Below are 19766 nucleotides of genomic sequence, written 5' to 3'. Positions count from 1 at the left end.
GTACCCCGCGCATGCCCGTAGGCCATAGGCTTACGGGCATGCGTGATGTCAGGGCGGGTGCACGGTACTTGGGGCGCGGACAGCGCTGGGTGATGGGCCACGGACGGTGGTTCGGCTTCGGGCTGCTGCCCGCGCTGATCACGTTCGTGCTGTACGCGGCGGGGCTCGCCGCCTTCGCCTTCGCCACGGACGACATCGTCACCTGGGCCACGCCCTTCGCGGACGACTGGGCCTGGCGGGCGCCGCTGCGCACCCTCTTCGCCGTCCTGCTGTGGCTCGCGGTGCTCGGCATCGCGCTGCTCACCTTCACCGCCGTCACCCTGCTCGTCGGCGACCCGTTCTACGAGAAGCTCTCCGAGGAGACCGAGAAGTCCTACGGGGGATGCCCCGAGGGCCCGGACCGGTCGCTCGCGGCCGAGCTGTGGATCGCCCTGTGCGACAGCCTCTACGTGCTGTGGCGGGCCGCGCTCTTCGCGGTGCCGCTGTTCTTCCTGGGCTTCCTGCCCGTCGTCGGCCAGACCGTCGTCCCCGCGCTGGGCTTCTGCGTCTCCGGCTTCTTCCTCGCCGTCGAGCTCTGCTCCGTCGCCATGCAGCGCCGGGACATCCCGGTGCGCGAGCGGCTGCGCCTGCTCGGGCGGCGCAAGGGGCTGGCGATCGGCTTCGGGCTGCCGCTGGTGCTGTGCTTCCTCGTCCCCTTCGTCGCGGTGCTGCTGATGCCGGGCGCGGTCGCGGGCGCGGCGCTCCTCGTCCGCGACGTCCTCGGGGAGGACACCGAGCCGCGGGAGGACGGTGCGCAGGACGCGTCCCAACCGCAGGCGGCACAGGGCGACTTGGGCACGCAGCAGGGCCCGTGGGCCCCGCAGACCCCGTGGGGGCAGCAGGGGCCGACGGGCCCCGGTGGTGCGGTGGATCCGCGCGGCGCGTGGAGCTCAGCCGAGGGGAAGCCGGGTCACTGACGGGTCGTGGTCGCTGGACTGGTCGTGGAACTCGGCGTTGACGTGCACGATGTCGTAGTCCACGCGGCCCGCGCCCGGCGAGGTCAGGATGTGGTCCAGGGTCTGTGAGTTGCCGTTGAAGACGTAGCCGTAGCGCTCGTTCTCGGGCAGCTGGTCCATGGGGCTGGTGAGGGCGCCGTCGGCGCGGAGCGCGTCCAGCGCGGGGGAGAAGGGGAAGTCGTTGAAGTCGCCGGTGGCGACGACGGCGGCGTCCGGGTCGACCTTCCGGATGTCGCGGACGAACTCGTTGACCAGTTCGGCCTGTTCGATCCGCTGGGGCTCCGAGTGCCGGGTGGGCGGCTGGAAGCGGCCCTCCATCGGCTCGTCGCCCTCCAGGTCGCCGCCGCCCTTGGAGCTGAAGTGGTTGGTGACGACGAAGACCGGGCGCCCCTTGAAGCGGAACTCACCGGCCAGCGGCTTGCGCGCGGCCTTCCACGCCTCGTCCTGCGGGGCGACGCGGCCCGGCGAGGCGGACAGCGCGGGGGCGCCGTCGGACTCCTCGACCGTCACGGGCGTCGTCGCGTCCCCGCCCTTGCGGTCGGTGAAGGAGACCCGCTCCGGGTTGTAGAGGAAGGCGACGCGGATGTTGCCGCCCGGCTGGCCGCCGTCGGCGCCGTCGGCCGGGTCGATCTGGCGCCACTCGTACGACGGGCCGCCCGCGGCCGCGATGGCCTCCGTCAGCTGCTTCAGCGTCTTGTCGGCCGAGACCGTGCCGTCGTCCTCGGGGCCCGAGTCGTCCTGGACCTCCTCCAGGGTGACGATGTCGGGGGAGGCGAGGTTGTCGACGAGGGCCTCGGCGAGGCGGGCGAACTTGCCGTCCTCGGTGGCGGGGGAGAGGTTCTCCACGTTGTAGGTGGCGACGGACAGCTCGTCCTCGCGCTGCGCGCGGGTGCGTTCGCGCTTCAGGCCGCCGTCGGTGTGCTTGCCCAGCTCGGTGGCGCGGAGGGTGTAGCCGCCGAACTGGTCGTAGTCCAGGGGGCCTTCGGTGCGGCCGCTGAGGGTGTCGCCGACGTCCGCCTTCGGGAAGGGGTGGTCGGCGGCGGGGAGCAGCGAGGATATCTTGACGCGGGCGCCGTTCTGCTCGTCGTACGCGCCGTAGAAGGTGCCGCCGCGCGGGGTGGGGTTCTGCTCCGGGTCGGCCGTCACCCACAGGTCGTCGTAGGCCGAGGTCGGGCCCGTGACGGGCGCGTCGTTGACCGAGGCGCGCATCCCTTCGAGGGATTCGTAGAGGTCGAGGGCGTACTTCCCGGGGCGCAGCGGCAGTTCCTCGATGCTCTTGCCGTCCTTCTGCGGCGCGTAGGCCGCGGGGACGCGTTCCGCGTCGAGCGTCACCGCCTCGGGCAGCGCGGCCGTGCCGGAGCCGGCCTTCCAGGTGGCGCCGGTCAGCTGCGTGACGGACTGGCCGCCGGCCTCCTCGCCGCCCGGGTAGTACTCGGCCACCTCGCCGGTGAGGCGCAGCACGTCGCCCGGCTTCACGTCCGGTGTCTTCTCGCCGGTGTAGACGAACAGGCCCTCGCTGGTGGCCGGGTCGTCGTCCGGCTCCGGGTCCTGGACCCAGAAGCCGCGGGCCTTGCCGAAGCCGCGTACGGCGGTCACCACGCCCGGCACGTCCGAGACCCGCTCGCCCGCGAGGGGGGAGAGGCGGGTGGCGCCCTGGATCTCGTGGATGCGCGTGCCCTCGTCAGGGGCGGCGGCCGACGAGGAGGCCGGCAGGACGAGCAGTGTGGAGCACAGCGCCGCGGCGGTCAGTGCGGCGGTACGGGCGTGGCGAGACGACGACAACGGTCCCTCCGGGGAAGCGGATGGCGGTGGAGACGGTGGTGCCGGTGATTCTCTACGCGCGTAAAGTCTGGCCGGGAAACGGGAGTTGTCAAGAGCGTGGCGTACGGTCGGCGAAGCGGGCCGCGGCACCGGGCGGATGGCCGGTGCACGATTCGGGCAGTGGGGGACAGATCCCGTCTACCCTGGGGCACCGCAGCGTCCCGCAGTCCGGAAACCCCGTAGGAGATGAGCGCGTTGATGTCCGGTGAAGACCGTCCCACCATGCCGCCCGTGCGGCTGCCGTCCGAGGCCGAGCTGGCACGGGACGCCCTCGCCGCGCCGCTCTACTCGCGGGCCGTGCGGCTCGCCCGCTGGGCGGGTGCCGCGGCCGAGGAGGCCGGGGAGGAGGGCGTCCCGGTGGGCGTCGGCGGGGAACTGCTCGCCGACCGCCTCAAGGAGGCCGTCGACCACCTCGGCCTGGCCGGGGAGGAGGACGGCGACACCTACACCTCCGAGGCGTGGAACCTCGCCGTCGACACCGGCCTCGTCGACATCGACGAGCTGGAGCAGGACGGCGGCGCGGCGGGCGAGGAGAAGGAAGACGCCCCGTCCGGCCTCGCGACGCCCGGTGACGAGCTGAGCCGGGTCTCCGGCAGCCCCGAGGACGTGCTCGCGCTCTGGCAGGAGGGCCTGGACTCCGTCCTCGCCGACGCCTCCACGCCCAGCTTCGAGGACCTGCTCGGCGGCATGAACCCGGTCGTCGACGCGGACGGGAACATCGACCCCGACTCCATCGACCTCGACGCCATGGACTGGAACCCCGAGGAGGAGGCCGACTTCCTCGACAGCGCCCTCGGCAACCTCTACGTCCTCACCGCCACGGACGTCGCCGTCGCCGCCGGGTCCATGGTCCCGCTGCCGGTGCTGGCCGCCTCCATGATCGTCCCGGACGACATGGACGAGCCGACCAACGAGATCCTCGAAGAGGTCTCGGCCGCGATGATGAAGCTCGACGACCAGTTCCGGATTCTGGAGCTGACCGGGCTCGTCGAGTACCGGCCGGTCGACGAGGCGCTGACCGCCGAGATCGACATGGACGACCCGGAGGCCGCCGTCGCCGAGGCCATCGGCCCCGACGAGGAGGACGTCGACCGCTACGGCCTGGTCCGGCTCACCCCGCTCGGACTGCACGGCGTCCGCGTCCGGATGCGGGACGCGGGCATCGAGGCGCCGCTCGTCGGCGACCTCGCCGAGGCGTCAGCGGCCACCCTGCTCGGCGCCATCCCCGCGTACCCCGAGGAGACCGCGCGGGCCGAGATCGAGGCCTGGCTCGCGGCCCGTACGGCGGTGACCGCGGCGCGTGAACTGCTCGCCGCCGCCCGCGGGGACGACGCCGACGCGCCGGCCCGCCGCCTCGCCTGCCAGCAGACGCTGTCCCTCACCCCGGGCACCGAGGCCGAGCCCGCGCTCCGCGAGGTGCTGGACGACCGGGAGCTCGGCGGGCTCGCCCGGGTCTGGCTCGCCGAGCGCGGCGCGGGCGACGTGCCGCCGCCGGACGAGGACATGATCTTCTGGCTGACGGTCGACACGATCGCCGCGCAGCTCCAGACCGTGGGCGAGGCCGAGGAGTTGAAGGGTCTCGTGCAGGGGCTCGTCGACCAGCACACCGGTTTCTTCGACAAGGTCTGGCGGGTGGCGCACCCCGCCACCGGCGACGTCCTGGAGGCCATGGGCCGCATCCACCCGGACAAGGCCACGGCCAAGGAGGCCCGCAAGGCGGCCTTCAAGGCGCGGTCGCTGGGGTAGTCCCGGAGCCCGCCGGGCTCAGCGCACCGCCGACAGGTACTGCACCAGCCGTCGCTGGGTCTCGGCCGGGGTCTCGGCCTGGACGGCGAGGGTGTGCCAGGCGGCGGTGTAGCTGTCCAGCTCGGAGCGGTTGCGCAGGTACAGCACGCCGGTCAGGTACTCGATGTAGACCACGTCCGTCATCCGGCGGTCGTGCGGGCGGACGACGGTGAGCCGGCCCGGCATCGGATAGCTCAGGTGCCGGGGGATGATCTGCAGGGTGACGCGCGGGTGTTCGCTCAGCTCCAGCAGGTACTCCACCTGTGCGCGGTGCACCCCGTCGTCGTCGCTCACCCTGCGGTGCAGCACCATCTCGTCGAGCACCGCCCACAGCCGGGTGCCGCGGCCTGGGTGCAGGAAGCCCTCGCGGCGCGCGGCGACCTCGTCCGCCTTGCGGCGGACGTCCCGCGCCGAGGGGCGCTCCGCCGGGGAGGCGGCCCGGTACATCGCCCGGCAGTACTCCGGCGTCTGCAACAGAGGCGGCACCACCTGGATCTCGTACGAGCGGATCAGCGAGGCCGACGCCTCCAGCTCGGCCAACAGGGCCGCCCCCGGCGTCCGTTGACGCAGCGGGCGGTGCTGCACCGCCTCCGCCAGCACGCCCAGCCAGCGCCGGTACGCCTCGCCCGCGCGGTACACCTCCAGCAGCGCCGCCACCTGGTGCGGCGAGGGTGTGCGGCGGCCGAGTTCGATGTCGCGCAGCGCCGAGGGGCCGATGCCCAGCGGGGTCGCCGCCGGTGCCGGGAGCAACCGGCTCTCCCGGCGCAGCCGCCGCAACTCGGTGGCCAGCAGCATCCGCTGGGTCTCCTGGTCCAGCCCCCGCGCGTCCACCTCGGGCGGCCGCAGGGACGCCGCAGGGCAGCACTCGTCCGGCCCGTACGCGGGCTCGCTGTCGGTGACGGTCGCCAGCGAGGAGGCGGCGGGGAGCCGGGCCGGGGTGTGCGCCTCCGGGTGGTGGCAGAAGGAGACCCGGTCGGCGCCGCGCACCGGCCCGGCCGTCATGACGGGGGCGAGGTGTCCGGGCGCCGCCGGACGCGGCTGCGGCGGGGCGGCCGAGCCGTGCACGCGGGAGAGCAGCGCCTGCCGGGCGGCGACCTCGTCGGCGCGCGCGTCGTGGCCCAGGCTGCGGAGCAGCGCGGTGATCCGGCGGAGCTCCTCGGGCGAGGGGGCCGCGTGGTCCAGCCGGTCCTGGAGGCGGCCCAGACCGCGGACCGCGTGCGCCCGCGCCGGCGTGGTGCGCCGCCGCAGCCGGGCGACGCCCTCGCCGCCCAGCGAGGAGCGCTGGAGCAGGGCCTCGAACTCGGCGTCGCCGCAGGGGAGTTCGCGCTCCCCCTCGTCAGGAGCCATCTGCGTCCTCCCGGAGGCTGTCGCGCCAGCGCTTGAGCACGCCCTCGACGGCGCGCGCCGAGTCCTCCATGAGGATCTCCTTGATCTCCTCATGGCTGTACCCCCACGCCCGCAGCGCCACCATGGCCCGGGTCCGGGGCGAGACCTCGCGGTCCAGGTGGTGCAGGGCCTTCTCGCGTCCGGCGACTATCGCGGCCGGGTCGGCGGAGCCGCTGCCGGGCGGGGCGTCCGGCACCTGGCCCCAGAGTTCCTCGCGGGAGAGCTTCCTCCGGCGGGTGCGGTACTTGCGGAACTCGCGGGGGAAGACGTTCAGGCACTTCTCCAGGAAGTACGTCTTCAGGCTCGCGCCGCCGTCGGGGTGCCACTCGCCGCCGAGGAGGGCGCTCTCGCGGAAGTCCGGGAGGGTGAGGGCGACCGTCATGTTGGCCAGTTCCTCGCGGAGCGCCGAGTCCCGTTGCAGTTCGGCCAGTTCGTCGTCCGCGGGGTGGAGGTTCCAGCCGCGGCCGTTCAGCTTCCGGAAGACGAAACCGGTCCGCATCCACGCGCAGAGCGTCGGAATCCCGTACTCCGTGAGCACGTGCTCGAAGCGTTCGTAGCGGCGGCCCGCGAAGCCGTCGGCGGCCAGCACCCGCACCAGCTCCCGGTCCTCGGCGAGCCGGTCGCGTGCTTCCCGGCCGGGTGAGGGCAGCGCGTACAGCCCTTTCCTCCGTCCGCCCTGGTCGTGCATGCCGAGTCCCTCTTTCCGTGCCTCACCTCCCTGCCCCCCAGGAAGCGAACCCCGCGGCGGACGCGTGATGCTGCCGTGCCCCGCCGCCTGTCGGCGGCTTGTAGGCCGCGCCGCGGGGGCCGTCCCACGCGGCACCCGCGCACCTCACCCGATCGGATGAACGGCGGCCGCGGCGCATGGGATACCGGCCCGGCGGGCGCCTACCACCAGCCGTACCCGACCCGCAGGAGGCCCTGTGCCCGACCAACCGCCGACCGACTCACCCGCACAGGACGCGAGTTCAGCACAGGAGCCCGGGGCGCTGCTCAGCGTGCGGGCCGCGCTGGTGCTGCTGCTCGCGGTCGTCACCGGTGGCGTCGCGGGCCTGCTGAGCCACCTCGACGGGAACTCGGCCGCCGCCTCGCTGCTCGCCGGAGGCGGCGCGGCCGGTGCGGGGCTGCTGCTCTTCCACGCGCTCGTCGGCGGTGGCGGCTAGTTCGCGCAGAAGGACGGGACGGCCCGTGCCAGGCCCCTGGTGTGCAGCGGGTCGAAGTGGCGGGCGTGCGCGGCGCGCGCGGTGTCGGCGGCCAGGCGCGGGGCGCAGCCGGGGCCGCTGTGCCGCGCGGCCTCGCTGTCCCGCAGGGCGTCGAGGAGTTCGCCGGTGATGCGGTCGAGCACCGGACGGACCTCCTTGGCCAAGTCCGGGCGCTGCGCGGGGCGTTCGGCCGGGTGGCGCTCCCAGCGGGCGTGCAGCCCGCGCTGCACCAGCTTGTTGGCCTCGATCTGGTCGCGGAAGACGGCGGTGGCCTCGTCCGGGTCGACGCCCGTCGCGGCCGAGCGCCGGGCGACGTCGTCGAGGATCTGCCGCTCCCGCGCCGGGTCGTCGACGGGCTTGCCGGCGCCCCACTTGGCGGCGGCCACCTTGTCCGCCGTCTCCAGCCGCTCGGCGGCCAGTTCGGCGAGCCCGGCGAGCCGCGTGCGCTCGGTGAGGGGCGGGAGGCCGGGCCGTTCGGCGGTGGCGGCGGCCGGTGCCCGGGCCTGCGCCGGGGCGGGCAGGGCGGCGAGCGGGGCGAGGGCGGCGAGGGTGACGGCGAGGGCCGGTGCGAGGCGGGCCGTCGACGGGCGGCGGAAGGGCACGGGGTACGGGTTCCTCTCGGGTGGACGGCGGCGCGGCGGTGCGCGCCCGGGCCCCTGTTTCTACCCGGGGACGCGGCCGCCGCGCCGCCGTGCCGCCCTCCGGTCCCCCGGAGGGGTCAGGTCTGCGGCTCCAGGTCGGGGCCGAGGGAGGCGAACTTCTCGCGGCTGACGACCCGTTCGGGCGGCCAGGTGATGTTGCCGGGCGGCCAGCTCTGCCCCGTCCGTCTCAGGAACCACTCGGGCGGCTCGTACATCGGCGGCTCGTACCCGTCGGGCAGGGCGGTGCGCCAGTCCACGTCCTTCTTCCGCTCCTCGAACTCCTCGGTGATCCGCCGCAGCAGCTCCGGCCTGGTCAGCAGGTCGACGGCGGTGGCGGCGAGGTACGAGGCGGCGGACAGCAGCGCGGTGTGGCCCGGCGCCGACCCGGCGCAGGAGGCCGTGGACCAGGTGTGCATCTTGGTGCCGACGGGGGCCAGGGCGGTGCCCATCGAGACGGTCGGCACCTGCCAGCTGATGTCGGCGACGTCCGTCGAACCGCCGCCGGGGAAGACCGGGTTGGGCGGGGTCAGCTCGGCTATCTCCTCGTGCAGGCCCTCCTGCGGGAGGCCCAGGGACTCCTGGAGCTCCTTCGCGATCCGCTGTGCCTCGCGGGAGAACTCCGGCGGGCCGATCGTCCGCATGTTGTCGTGCATCAGCTCGGCGAAGGAGCGGGACGGCAGCTGGTTCCAGCAGGCCGCCGTGATCTTGTGCCGGACGGTGGTCCGGCTCGCCTTCGCCGCCGCCTCGGAGACCGCGATCACCTTCTCCAGCAGCGCGGACACCCGTTCGGGGCTGCCCTCGCGGACGAAGTAGGAGATCTGCGCCGTCTCCGGGGTGACGTTCGGGACGTCGCCGCCGTTGGTGATCACCCAGTGCAGGCGGCCGGAGGGCGCGAGGCTCTCCTCGCGCAGGAACTCCGACATCGTCGCCATCATCACCGCCGCGTCGCCCGCGCTCTTGTTGCCCAGCGGGGAGCCGCCGTGCCCAGCGACGCCGAGGAAGGTGAAGGTGACCGCCGTCATCGCGCTGGTGGTGCCCCAGCCGGTGGCGTTGCCGGTGGAGGGGTGCCAGTCGAGGAAGGCGTCGAGCCCGTCGTACACGCCCTTGCTGACGGCGTACGTCTTGCCGATCAGCTGTTCCTCGGCGGTCGAGCCGAAGAACTTCACGGTCACGTCCAGCCGGTGGCGCCTGGCCGCCTCGGCCACGGCAGCGGCGGCGGCAGCGGCCGCGGTGCCCAGTGCGCAGTGCCCGCAGCCGTGGCCCGGGCCGTAGCCGGGGGCGAAGGGGTCGTGGACGTATGCGAGCGGGTCGTGCCGCCCCGCGCCCCGCTTCTGCGAGAGCCCGGGCAGCGCGTCGTACTCGCCGCTGAAGCCGATCACGGGGCCGCCGCTGCCCCGGGTGAAGGTCGCGGTGAAGGCGGTGGGGAAGCCGGCGGTGCCGAACTCGACGTCGAATCCGGCCCGTTCCAGGAATTCGGCCTGGGCGAGGGAGGACTTCCACTCGCGCAGGCTGAGTTCGGCCCTCTCCCATATCTCGTCGTTCAGCCCGGTGATCCGGGAGGCGTGGCCGTCGATCCACGCCAGCGCGGAGCGCTTGGCGGCGGAGTCCTCGGCCAGGTCACGGGGCGGCTCGTACGCCCCGTCCGCGGCCGCCGGGTCGGCGGCAGCGGCCACGGCCGGGTCGGCACCGGCGGCCGTCGCGGCTCCGCCCGCCCCGGCCGCGCCGAGCAACTGGACGATCCTGCGGCGGCTCAGCCCGCTCGCCGCCGTCGTCTGCCGGTCTTCCTCGTGAGGGTCGTGCAGATCGCACACGGAGCGCCTCCACTGTTCGTGGGCGGTACACACATCGGGGAACGTGGGGGACTCTCGTCCCGGTCCGTTGCCACGTCAATACCTGCGGATCAACAACGGATGACGAAGCCGGCGGGCGAACTCCGCGCGCCCGGGCGGAGTTTGGGACGCGCTGAGGTATTTGCGGCCGGGGATTCGGGGGATTCGCGCCCCGAATGACGCCTCGGCGGCCGTTCACCGGGCGCGCCGACGGCGTTGACCGGGGTTAAGGACCCGGTGAGAATCCCTCGTCATGCGCAGCCGTCGGCAGATTCTCGTACGGCGCCGGCACGTCGACCTCCGTCGCGTGACCGGCGCCGCGTGTCGCCGCGCCTGACCGCACTCCGCGTCCCGGGACCGCTCCCGGCTTTCCTGTTCCGCCCCGCCGTCCGGGCCCAAGAGGTCCTGGAATTCCGGCTTCTGCGGTGACGGTATTTCCGTCCCGCCCGGCGGCTCCCTTTCTCCTTTCCGTTCTTCACCTCCGGGGATCACGCATGTCCGCTTCCTTCTCCCGCCGCCGTTTCGGCGGGCTCATCGGCACCTCGGCCGCTGCCGCCGCGCTGCCCGCCGGGACCGCCGAGGCCGCCGAGCGGCCCTTCCGCGCGGCCGGTTCCGGCGCGGGCCGCCGCCGGCCCAACTTCCTGGTGATCCTGGGCGACGACCTCGGCTGGGCCGACCTGTCCTCGTACGGCTCCGCGCACATCCGCACCCCGCACCTGGACCGGCTGGCCCGCCAGGGCGTGCGGTTCACCCAGGCGTACTCCGGCTCCGCGACCTGCTCGCCCACCCGCTTCGCGCTCTACACCGGCCGCTACCCGGGCCGCACCGCCGGCGGCCTCGCCGAGCCGATCGCCGACCGCACGGCGGGCCTGGACCCGGACCACCCGACGCTCGCCTCCCTGCTCCGCGACGAGGGCTACGCCACGGCCCTGATCGGCAAGTGGCACTGCGGCCATCTGCCCGACCACAGCCCCGTCAAGTCCGGCTGGGACACCTTCTTCGGGAACTTCGGCGGCGCGCTGGAGTACTACTCCAAGCTCGGCCTCGGCGGCGAGTACGACCTGTACGAGGGCGACGCCGAGTACCGCGATCTGCGCTACTACACCCGCGTCCTGACCGAGCGCGCCGCCGCCCACGTACGCGCCCGCGGCCGTGAGACCGACGGGCGGCCGTGGCTGCTGAACCTCAACTACACGACGCCGCACTGGCCCTGGATCGCCGAGGGCGACGAGCGGGAGAGCGCGGAGATCGTCCGGCGGATCAGGGCGGGCGAGAAGGGCGCGCTCTGGCACCGGGACGGCGGCTCGCTGGCGAAGTACGTGCAGATGGTCGAGGACCTGGACCGCTCGGTCGGCGAAGTCCTGCGCGCAGTGCGGGAGTCCGGGCAGGAGCGGGACACCCTGGTGCTGTTCGCCAGCGACAACGGCGGCGAGCGCTGGTCGTACCAGTGGCCGCTGTCCGGCGGCAAGGCCACGCTCCAGGAGGGCGGCATCCGGGTGCCGCAGATCGTGCGCTGGCCGGGCGGGCTGGGCCACGGCCAGGTCAGCCACCTGCCCCACTACTCGCCCGACTGGACGGCCACCCTGCTGGAGCTCGGCGGCGCGCGCCCCGCCCCGGACCACCCGCTGGACGGGCACAGCCTCGCCGGATACCTGCTGCGCGGCGAACAGCCCCCGCGGCGCGACCTGTTCTGGCGGGTACGCGGCGAGCGCGCGCTGCGCCGCGGCCGGTGGAAGTACTACCGGGGCAAGGACGGCGCCGACCACCTGTACGACCTGGACCGCGACCCGCGCGAACAGGCGGACCGCGCCCGCGAGGAGGCCGCGCTCCTGCGGGACCTGCGCCGCAGCTGGGAGCGGACGGACGCGGAGCTGCTGCCGTACCCGGAGGGGTAGGGCCTGCCCGGCCGGGGTTCAGGGGGTGCCCCCTGTCGGTGCGTCGCGGAGTGCCGGTGCGCTGTGGTCCGTCGCGCAGTTCCCCGCGCCCCTCAAGGGGCGCCGTGGCGGCCCGCGCCCCCGGCGAAGCGGGCCGCGCCCTCGGCGGCCTCCGCCAACGCGGCCTGCCCGTAGTGGAGTTCGCGTGCCATCGCCTCCTGCTCCGGGAGCCCCTCCTGGGCGTGCAGCGAGGCGAGGTCGGTGCGCAGGCAGGTCTGCGGGAAGCGGGCCAGTGCGGCGGCGAGCTCCTCGGCCGCGGTGCGGGCCTGGCCGGTGGGGACGAGCCGGTTGGCGAGCCCGATCTCGTACGCCTCGCGGGCGGGGACGGGGCGGCCGGTGAGGATCAGGTCCGTGGCGCGGCTGGTGCCGATGAGCCGGGGGAGCCGTACGGTGCCGCCGTCGATCAGCGGCACGCCCCAGCGGCGGCAGAACACCCCGAACTCGGCGTCCTCCTCGACGACCCGCAGGTCGCACCAGAGCGCGAGTTCGAGCCCGCCCGCGACGGCGTACCCGCTGACGGCGGCGATGACCGGCTTCGACAGCCGCATCCGGGTCGGCCCCATCGGCCCGTCGCCCCCGGCCTCGACGCGGTTGCCGTGCTCGGTCGCGATCGCCTTGAGGTCCGCGCCCGCGCAGAACGTCCCGCCCTCGCCCCACAGCACCGCGACCCGGGCCTCCGGGTCGGCCTCGAAGGAGCGGAAGGCGTCGGCGAGCGCGGCGGCCGTCGGCCCGTCGACGGCGTTCCGCGCCTCGGGACGCGAGAGGGTCACGGTGGTGACGGGACCCCGGTGCTCGGTACGTACGGTCATGGCGGCACGGCCTCCGGTTAGAGGGACGACGGCGAGCGGGGCGACCCTATCGCCGGGGCCGCGGCCGCCCGACGGGCCGTCGCGTCTCAGCTCACGTCTCGCGATCCGGGACGGGGGAGTGACGTCCCGGCGCCGTCCATTACCGTGGCACGCATGTTCGGACCCGCACGAGAGCTGGCGCTCGCGCTCTTCGCCGCCACGGCGTGGAGCGTCGACGACGCGCTCTGTCGCCGCTGACCCCGGCCGCCGCCCCCTTTCCGGCGGTCGGCCACCGTCCGCGCCCGCCGGTGTCCGACCCCGCACAGCCGGGTACTCCGTCCGAGGCGCGCCGCGTCCGTGCCGCAGCCCCCACCTTCGGAGACCCCTGGTGACCACCGCTCCCCCCGGCGATCCCGCCGACACCGCCGCCGCGTCCACAGCCCCGTCCGGATCGCGGACGCAGACCGGGCTCGTGACCCCCGCGCCCACCCGCGTCCCCGCGCCCGAGGCCGCCGCGCTGCCCGCCGTGCGACGGCTGCCGCTCGCCGTCGCCGGGGCGCTCGGCGCCCTGCTCACCGTGTACGTCTGGGCCACGCACGGCGCGAAGCCCGGCGTCCTGCTGCTGCTCGGCATCGGGCTCGGCGTCGCGCTCTTCCACTCGCGCTTCGGATTCACCTCCGCCTGGCGGCAGTTGATCGCCGTCGGCAACGGCACCGGTCTGAGGGCCCACACGCTGCTGCTCGGCACGACGGCCGCGCTCTTCGCACTCGTCATCGGCACCGGAACGGGCCTCTTCGGCTCCCAACCCGCGCCCAGCGCGGGCCCGTTGGGCCTCGGCCTGCTGCTCGGCGCCTTCCTGTTCGCGGTGGGCATGCAGCTCGGCGGGGCCTGCGCCTCCGGCACGCTCTTCGCGGTCGGCTCGGGGCAGAGCAGCATCGTCCTCACGCTCGGCGGGTTCATCGCCGGGTCGACGATCGCGGCCGCCGGGTTCGGCCTCTGGAAGGACCTGCCCGCGCTCGACCCCGTCCTCTTCTCCGACTACGTCGGCTGGCCGGGCTCGCTGGCCGTGACACTGCTGCTGCTCGCCCTGGTCGTGCTGGTCTCCCGCCGGGTCCAGGCCCGGCGCAACCCGCCGCCGGTCGGTACGCCGCCGTCCGCGCGGGGCGCCCTCGCGCGCGCGGTGCGCGGCTCCTGGCCGCTGCTGGCCGGGGCGCTGGTGCTCGCCGTGCTGGGCGGCGCGGTGCTGCTGGTCTCGGGCGGGGCCTGGGGTGTCACCAGCGCGTTCGCGCTGTGGGGCTCCAAGCTGGTCGGCCTGCTGGGCGGTTCGCCGGAGACCTGGGCGTTCTGGCAGCAGCCGGACAACGCGGCCCAGCTGGCCGGTCCCGTCCTCGCGGACAAGACCAGCCTCACCGACATCGGCATCATGATCGGGGCGGCCGTCGCCGCGGCGGCCGGCGGGGTGTGGAAGCTGCACCGCGGCGTTCCGGCGCGTACGGCGCTCGCCGCGGTGCTGGGCGGGGTGCTGATGGGGATCGGCGCCCGGCTCGCGGGCGGCTGCAACATCGGCGCCTACCTCGCGGGCATCGCCTCCGGCAGCCTGCACGGCTGGGTCTGGGGCGCGATCGCGCTGCTGGGCACCTGGGCGGGGCTGCGGCTGCGGCCGCTGTTCGGCCTGGGCAACCCCAAGCCGGGCGACGGGGTCTGCTGACGCGAGAGGTTCACCGACCGGCGCCCGTCCACGGACGGGCGCCGGTCGCGTACCGGGGGTGTGAACTCAGCCGGCGGAGCCGGGGCGTGGCGCCCCGTCGTCCGCCGGGTGCTCGGTGACGTCCGGCCGGGCCGCCGCGTGCGGGGACTGCGGCCGGGGAAGGGACCGGCCGCACTCCTGCCACTCGGACGCGAGCTCGGCGTAGATCGGGGTGTCCAGCCAGTAGGCACCGGTCAGTTCCGCGAAGCCCGGCGTCTCCTGCCTCTCCGGCCGCAGTCTGATGGTCGTGTCCTTCATGGCCGGGAAACGAGGCGGCGCGGGGACGTGGCACGGCGCGGCGCGCGCCGTCACCGGAGCGTGGGCCCAGTTCGATTACGGGTGCGTTGCGGCCCCGCGGGCCCCGCAGCGAGGCCCGCGGGTTTGACAGTACGGGGAGGCTTGCACCACCCTTTCACTACTCAATTAGTGAAAGGGTGGTTGCGAGTGGTCGAGTACCGCATCGACAGGCGCGCCGGCGTCGCCACCTACCTGCAGATCGTCCAGCAGACGAAGCACGCGCTCCGGATGGGCCTGCTGCGCCCCGGCGACAAGCTGCCCACCGCCCGCGAGGTCGTCGAGGCGACCGCCGTCAACCCGAACACGGTGCTCAAGGCGTACCGCGAACTGGAGCGCGAGGGGCTCGTCGAGGCCCGGCGCGGCCTGGGCACCTTCGTCCGCAAGGGACTCGGCGCCGCCCCGGCGGAGTCACCGCTGCGCGCCGAACTGGCCGACTGGGCCGCGCGCGCCCGCGCCGCCGGACTGGAGAGGGACGACGTGGCCGCGCTGTTCGCGGCCGTGCTGGAACAGCACTTCGACACCTGACCGGCGGCCGGACTCCGCCCCAAGACCTCGAACGGGAGCCCGACGGGCCCCGTGAACCGACGAAAGGCACAGGCATGACCGATACCGCCATGGAGGCGGCCGAGCTCGGCAAGAGGTTCGGCAGGCGCGGCCGTTGGGGCCTGCGCGGCTGCACTTTCCGGCTGCCCGCCGGAAGCGTGTGCGCCGTGGTCGGGCCGAACGGCTCCGGCAAGTCCACGCTGCTCACCCTCGCCGCCGGCCTGGAGGCGCCGACCGAGGGCGGCGTCACGCTGCTCGGCGGGCAGCCGTCCGCCGTCCGCGACCGGGTCGGATTCGTGGCCCAGGACAAGCCGCTGTACCCGCAGCTCACCGTCGCCGAGACGCTGCGCCTCGGCGCCGGGCTCAACCCCGGCGGCTGGGACGCCGAGGCCGCCGAACGGATCGTCGCCTCCGGCGGACTGGACACCACCGCCCGCGTCCGCACGCTCTCCGGCGGCCAGCGCAGCCGCGTCGCCCTCGCCCTCGCGGTGGCCAAGCGGCCCGAACTGCTGCTGCTGGACGAGCCGATGGCCGACATCGACCCGCTGGCCCGGCACGAGCTGATGGGCGTCCTGATGGCCCAGGCCGCCGAGCACGGCACGACGATCGTGATGTCCTCGCACGTCGTCGCCGAACTGGAAGGCGCCTGCGACCGGCTCCTGCTGCTGCGCGACGGCCGGGTACGGCTGGACGGCGACATCGACGAACTGCTCGACGCGCACGCGGTCCTCACCGGCCCCGCCGACGAGGTGGGCGGACCGGCACCCCGCGACGTCGTCGACCACCGCACCACAGGACGGATGCTCACCGCGCTCGTCCGCACCTCCGAGCGCACCCCGCCCGAGGGCTGGGAGGCCGGCCGGCCCTCCCTGGAGGAGCTCGTCCTCGCCCACCTCCGCGCCCCGCAGGCCGCGGGCCCCGCCGACACCGTCAAGGACCCCGCATCCGCCCCGACCGAGAACCGGGAAGCCACGTCATGAGCACCCTCGACACCGCAGCCGAGCCCCGGACCGCGGCCGCCTCGCCGTCCCGCGCCCTGACCCGCTTCCTGCTGCGCCTGCACCGGCCCGCACTGACGCACTGGACGATAGGCGTCCTCGTGCTCGCGGCCCTGCTGCTGTACCTGGGCGGGCCGCTCACCGACGACGCCGCCGACGCGTGGAAGCAGTACAACTCCTGCGGCCTGATGGAGCGTTGCTCCTACGACCAGGAATCGATCCTGCTCTACAAGGACCTCTACGCCTGGACGACCCACCTCCTGCTGGCCGTCCCCCTCCTCGTCGCCGCCTGGGCCGGAGCCGCGCTGACCGGACGCGAACTGGAGCAGGGCACCGCGAAGCTCCTCTGGACGCAGGGCGTCTCCCCGGCCCGCTGGCTCGCCACCAAGCTCGCCGTCCCCGCCGTGTTCGTCACCGCCGGGACCGGTCTGCTCGTGCTGCTCCACCGCACGGCCTGGAACGCGAGCGAGGGCCGCTTCGACACCGCCAAGCCCTGGTACGACACCGCCACCTTCTACGCGAACGGGCCCGTGCTCGTCGCCCTGGCCCTGCTGGGCCTCGTCGTCGGTGCCCTCGCCGGGGTGGCCCTGCGCCGCGCCTTCGCCGGGCTCGGCGCCGGCGTGCTCGCGCTGCTGCTGATGTGGGGCGGCCTGCACCTCGCGATGCCCCGCCTCTGGCCCGCCGCCACCCGCACCGGCGACCTCTCGGGCGGCGTGCCGGGCTCCGGCCTCACCCTCTCCGAGGGCTACGTCACCTCCGCCGGGGAACGCGGTGCGCTGCTCTCCGACTGCGGGCCCAACGTCTACGGGAAGTGCGCCGCCGACTACGACAAGCTGGGCGCCACCGGGTTCTTCCACGAGTTCCACCCGGCCTCGCACCACTGGCCGCTCCAGCTGGTGGCGGCGGCCCTGCTGCTCGCCGTCGCCGCGGCCCTGACCCTGGCCGCCTTCCGCCTCCTCCGCCGCCGCACGGGAACGGGGCGCCCCGCCGCGTGACGGCGAAGGGGCGCCCCCGTGCGCCCGGGCGTCAACCCACGCGGACGTCCGTGCCGGTCAGTTGGGCCGCGATGCCCTCGTCGGTCACCTTGATCTCGCGGAGCCCGAGGTCGCCGGGCAGGTCGTCGGGGAGCCGCGCCGCGAACTCCATCTCCTGCGCGACCTTCGGCTCCCGCACCTTCTGGAGCCCCTGGAGCAGCGAGGTGTCGACCCCGGCCGGCTCCAGCAGCGAGGGGTGCTCGACGAGGGTGTCCAGCACGCGGCCCTTCAGCATCCCCTCCGGACGGGTCCGCTCGCCGGTGGCCTGCTGCAGCGCGTCCTCGTCGACCTTCTCGGCGGCCGGCGCGGTCAGCTGGAGGCCGCCGCCCTTGCCCGGGGTGTAGGTGAGGAGGCCGGGGACCACCAGCTTGGTGTCGGCCACCGTCAGGGCCACCCCGTGGTCGTCGGTGCGCCGCACCTGTGCCCGGGCCCGGACCTCGGCCTGCTTGCCCGCCACCGGCAGCTCGCCGTGCGCCAGCACCGTGTTCCGCTCCGGTCCTGGCGTCAACCGCACCTGGGAGGCGCCGACTTCGCGGTTCAGGTCGTCGAAGTCGAGGAACACGTCGCCGCGCACCGTGCCCAGGTCGGCGCCCTTCACGGAGGAGGGGAGGCTGCCGACGATCCGGATGTCGTCCACGCTCGCCTTGACCTGGGCGAGGGAGACGCGGCCCGCGGGAACGTCCGGGATGTTGACCGCGACGTGGTCGAGCCCGCCCATGGCGACCTGCCCGAGGAACGGGAAGCTGTCGATGTGCACCTCGGGCTCGGCCCGCAGCTTCAGCGCCTCCTGCACCTTCTCCGCCGCCATGTTCTCGGCGTACAGCACGGCCCAGCGGTCGCCGAGGGCGAGGAAGGCCAGGACGACGGCGAGCGCGCCGGCGGTCTTGACCAGCCGCCGGACCGTACGTCGCCGCGGCTTCCCGCCGGTGCCGTCCGGGCCGGCCGGGCGGTCCGCGCCGCCGTCGACGGGCCCCTCGCCGGGCCGGCCGGTGCCCTCGGCCGAGGGGGCGGCCGGTATCGGTGCCGTGGTGTCCGCGGAAGGTCCGTTCGAGATCATCGCCATATGCGATCACACGGCGGGGGTTACCAGCCAGAAAGAGCGGGCGGGGGAAGGCGCCTGCACCCTTCCCTCACCCGCTCTTCGCGGCCTCTGCGCAGGTCAGCCCGTCAGAGCGCCGCCCCCGCCGGCTTGACCATGCCGCGGACGGTGCGGGAGTCGACGTACTCGCCGAGGGCCGTCATCTCCCACTCGCCGGAGAACTGGCGGATGAACTTGCACATCAGGACGCCCGTGCGGGACTCGGCGTTGGTGAGGTCGAAGCGCACCAGCTCCTGGCCGCCGCCCCCGTCGAGCAGCCGGCAGTACGCCTTGGCCACGTCGGTGAACTTCTGCCCGGAGAAGGAGTTGACCGTGAAGACCAGGCCCGTGACCTCGGGGGGCAGGTGGCCGAGGTGGACGGTGATGGTCTCGTCGTCGCCCGCGCCGTCGCCGGTGAGGTTGTCGCCGGAGTGCTGGATGACGCCGCCGAGGATGGAGAGCTTGCCGAAGTAACAGGCGTCGATCTTCTTGCGGTTGGCGTCGAAGGCGATGACCGAGGCGTCCAGGTCGATGTCCTTCGCGCGGCGGCCCGCGCGGAAGACGGGCTCCCAGCCGAGGCCCATCCGCACCGACTCCATGACCGGGCGGCCGCCCTTGACCAGGGAGACCGACTGGTTCTTCTGGAGGTTGACCCGGCCCTTGTCCAGGTTGATCTTCCCGCCGTCGGGGGCGGGCGCCGGGGCGGCCGGAGCCGCGGCCGCCGGGGCCGGTGCCGGAGCCGGTGCCGCCGCGGGCGCCGGGGGAGCGGGCTGCTGCGGGGCGGCCGGGGTTGCCGGGGCCTGCGGCTCCTCGACGTCGACGCCGAAGTCCGAGGCGATGCCGCCCAGTCCGTTCGCGTACCCCTGGCCGACCGCGCGGACCTTCCAGGCGCCGTTCCTGCGGTACACCTCGACGATCACGAGCGCCGTCTCGGCGCCCAGCCCGGGCGGGGTGAACGACGCGAGGACCGCCTGCGTCTGCGCGTCCCTGACCGTCGCTGTCGGCTCCGTGCCCGCGAAGGTGGCTCCCGGCGCGTCCAGGCTGGCGGTGACGACGACCTTCTCCACGTCGGCGGGGACGGCGGCGGTGTCGACGGTGATGGTGTCCACCCCGCCGTTGCTGCCGTGCGAGACGCCGGGGCCCGAGGGCTGGTTGTAGAAGATGAAGTCGTTGTCGGAGCGGACCTTGCCGTCGGCGCCGAGCAGCAGGCCCGACACGTCGAGGCGGGACGGGGCGGTGACGTCCACCGCCACCCGGGCCGCCGGGAGCGGAAGGTTCGAGCCAGGAGTCATTGCGGTCATGTCCGTCGTAACGAGCGGCCGGACCGTGCGGTTCCTGTGCCGTCGCCCCCGCTCGGCGGCCGTTCGGCGGCGGCCGGGGCCGCCCGCGCCGAGGGCTCAGCGGCGCTCGCGGGAGTGGCCGAAGAAGATCCGGTAGCCGACGAGCAGGACGAGCGAACCGGCGATCGCCGAGACCCAGAGCGCCGGGTCGACGAAGTTGTTGCTGACGGGCTTGTCCAGGAACGTGGCCGAGAGCCAGCCGCCGAGGAACGCGCCCGCGACGCCGATGAGCGCCGTCCCGACGATGCCGCCCGGGTCCCGTCCCGGCAGCAGGACCTTGGCGACGGTGCCCGCGATCAGTCCCAGGATCAGCCAGCTGACGATGCCCGAACTCGCGAACTCCGAGAG

General features: G+C 74.4%; 18 protein-coding genes. 8 read left to right on the top strand and 10 right to left on the bottom strand.

Annotation, left to right across the window (positions count from 1 at the left end):
- Positions 1–38: 38 nt before the first annotated feature.
- A complete protein-coding gene (locus HCC30_RS09410) occupies positions 39–956 on the top strand; it encodes an EI24 domain-containing protein (RefSeq protein WP_169441961.1) in 918 nt (305 codons plus the stop codon).
- Here the strand turns inward: HCC30_RS09410 and HCC30_RS09405 are convergent.
- A complete protein-coding gene (locus tag HCC30_RS09405) occupies positions 930–2777 on the bottom strand; it encodes an endonuclease/exonuclease/phosphatase family protein (protein ID WP_169441960.1) in 1848 nt (615 codons plus the stop codon). The genes HCC30_RS09410 and HCC30_RS09405 overlap by 27 nt on opposite strands.
- A gap of 237 nt (positions 2778–3014) precedes the next feature.
- On the opposite strand from HCC30_RS09405, the gene HCC30_RS09400 reads away from it, so the two are divergent.
- A complete protein-coding gene (locus tag HCC30_RS09400) occupies positions 3015–4562 on the top strand; it encodes a hypothetical protein (RefSeq protein ID WP_169441959.1) in 1548 nt (515 codons plus the stop codon).
- Between the two features lie 18 nt (positions 4563–4580).
- On the opposite strand, the gene HCC30_RS09395 is transcribed toward HCC30_RS09400, so the two are convergent.
- Both HCC30_RS09395 and HCC30_RS09390 read right to left on the bottom strand, forming a co-directional pair.
- Positions 4581–5948, bottom strand: coding sequence for a DUF5753 domain-containing protein (locus HCC30_RS09395; RefSeq protein WP_169441958.1), 1368 nt, complete (start codon positions 5946–5948; stop codon positions 4581–4583).
- Entirely contained in the window at positions 5938–6675 is a 738-nt protein-coding gene (locus HCC30_RS09390; protein WP_169441957.1) for a hypothetical protein, read from the bottom strand. The genes HCC30_RS09395 and HCC30_RS09390 overlap by 11 nt, the downstream gene beginning before the upstream one ends.
- A gap of 235 nt (positions 6676–6910) precedes the next feature.
- Here HCC30_RS09390 and HCC30_RS09385 point away from each other — a divergent pair, with 235 nt between their 5' ends.
- Positions 6911–7150, top strand: coding sequence for a hypothetical protein (locus HCC30_RS09385; RefSeq protein ID WP_169441956.1), 240 nt, complete (start codon positions 6911–6913; stop codon positions 7148–7150).
- Here HCC30_RS09385 and HCC30_RS09380 read toward each other — a convergent pair.
- Both HCC30_RS09380 and HCC30_RS09375 read right to left on the bottom strand, forming a co-directional pair.
- Positions 7147–7791 (bottom strand): chorismate mutase, encoded by a 645-nt coding sequence (locus HCC30_RS09380; protein WP_346776560.1) that lies wholly within the window; start codon positions 7789–7791, stop codon positions 7147–7149. The genes HCC30_RS09385 and HCC30_RS09380 overlap by 4 nt on opposite strands.
- A gap of 116 nt (positions 7792–7907) precedes the next feature.
- The gene (locus HCC30_RS09375; protein ID WP_169441955.1) at positions 7908–9641 is read right to left on the bottom strand and encodes an amidohydrolase; all 1734 of its coding nucleotides are present in this window, start codon (positions 9639–9641) and stop codon (positions 7908–7910) included.
- Between the two features lie 512 nt (positions 9642–10153).
- Here HCC30_RS09375 and HCC30_RS09370 point away from each other — a divergent pair.
- On the top strand, positions 10154–11554 hold the full coding sequence (locus HCC30_RS09370; RefSeq protein ID WP_169441954.1) for a sulfatase-like hydrolase/transferase: 1401 nt from the start codon (positions 10154–10156) through the stop codon (positions 11552–11554).
- Positions 11555–11646: 92 nt separating this feature from the next.
- Here the strand turns inward: HCC30_RS09370 and HCC30_RS09365 are convergent, their stop codons facing one another.
- Positions 11647–12402, bottom strand: coding sequence for a crotonase/enoyl-CoA hydratase family protein (locus tag HCC30_RS09365; protein ID WP_169441953.1), 756 nt, complete (start codon positions 12400–12402; stop codon positions 11647–11649).
- Between the two features lie 367 nt (positions 12403–12769).
- Between HCC30_RS09365 and HCC30_RS09360 the strand changes: the two genes are divergently transcribed.
- The gene (locus HCC30_RS09360) at positions 12770–14089 is read left to right on the top strand and encodes a YeeE/YedE family protein (RefSeq protein WP_169441952.1); all 1320 of its coding nucleotides are present in this window, start codon (positions 12770–12772) and stop codon (positions 14087–14089) included.
- 66 nt (positions 14090–14155) lie between these two features.
- On the opposite strand, the gene HCC30_RS09355 is transcribed toward HCC30_RS09360, so the two are convergent.
- Positions 14156–14386, bottom strand: coding sequence for a hypothetical protein (locus tag HCC30_RS09355; RefSeq protein WP_169441951.1), 231 nt, complete (start codon positions 14384–14386; stop codon positions 14156–14158).
- A 186-nt stretch (positions 14387–14572) separates the two neighbouring features.
- On the opposite strand from HCC30_RS09355, the gene HCC30_RS09350 reads away from it, so the two are divergent.
- The 3 genes from HCC30_RS09350 (at position 14573) to HCC30_RS09340 (ending at position 16961) form a co-directional block, all read left to right on the top strand.
- Positions 14573–14950, top strand: a complete 378-nt coding sequence (locus HCC30_RS09350) for a GntR family transcriptional regulator (protein ID WP_169441950.1) — start codon at positions 14573–14575, stop codon at positions 14948–14950.
- Between the two features lie 74 nt (positions 14951–15024).
- Entirely contained in the window at positions 15025–15948 is a 924-nt protein-coding gene (locus HCC30_RS09345; protein ID WP_169441949.1) for an ABC transporter ATP-binding protein, read from the top strand.
- Entirely contained in the window at positions 15945–16961 is a 1017-nt protein-coding gene (locus HCC30_RS09340; RefSeq protein ID WP_169441948.1) for an ABC transporter permease, read from the top strand. The genes HCC30_RS09345 and HCC30_RS09340 overlap by 4 nt, the downstream gene beginning before the upstream one ends.
- Before the next feature lie 31 nt (positions 16962–16992).
- Here HCC30_RS09340 and HCC30_RS09335 read toward each other — a convergent pair whose 3' ends face one another.
- The 3 genes from HCC30_RS09335 to HCC30_RS09325 all read right to left on the bottom strand — a co-directional run bounded on the left by HCC30_RS09335 (position 16993) and on the right by HCC30_RS09325 (position 19742).
- On the bottom strand, positions 16993–18057 hold the full coding sequence (locus tag HCC30_RS09335; protein ID WP_169441947.1) for a DUF2993 domain-containing protein: 1065 nt from the start codon (positions 18055–18057) through the stop codon (positions 16993–16995).
- A 110-nt stretch (positions 18058–18167) separates the two neighbouring features.
- The gene (locus tag HCC30_RS09330) at positions 18168–19370 is read right to left on the bottom strand and encodes a TerD family protein (protein WP_169442243.1); all 1203 of its coding nucleotides are present in this window, start codon (positions 19368–19370) and stop codon (positions 18168–18170) included.
- Between the two features lie 105 nt (positions 19371–19475).
- Positions 19476–19742 (bottom strand): GlsB/YeaQ/YmgE family stress response membrane protein, encoded by a 267-nt coding sequence (locus HCC30_RS09325; RefSeq protein WP_346776579.1) that lies wholly within the window; start codon positions 19740–19742, stop codon positions 19476–19478.
- Positions 19743–19766 lie beyond the last annotated feature (24 nt).

The sequence above is a fragment of the Streptomyces sp. HNM0574 genome, assembly GCF_012726235.1.
Lineage (GTDB): Bacteria > Actinomycetota > Actinomycetes > Streptomycetales > Streptomycetaceae > Streptomyces.
This window is presented reverse-complemented; position numbering and strand designations above follow the sequence as displayed.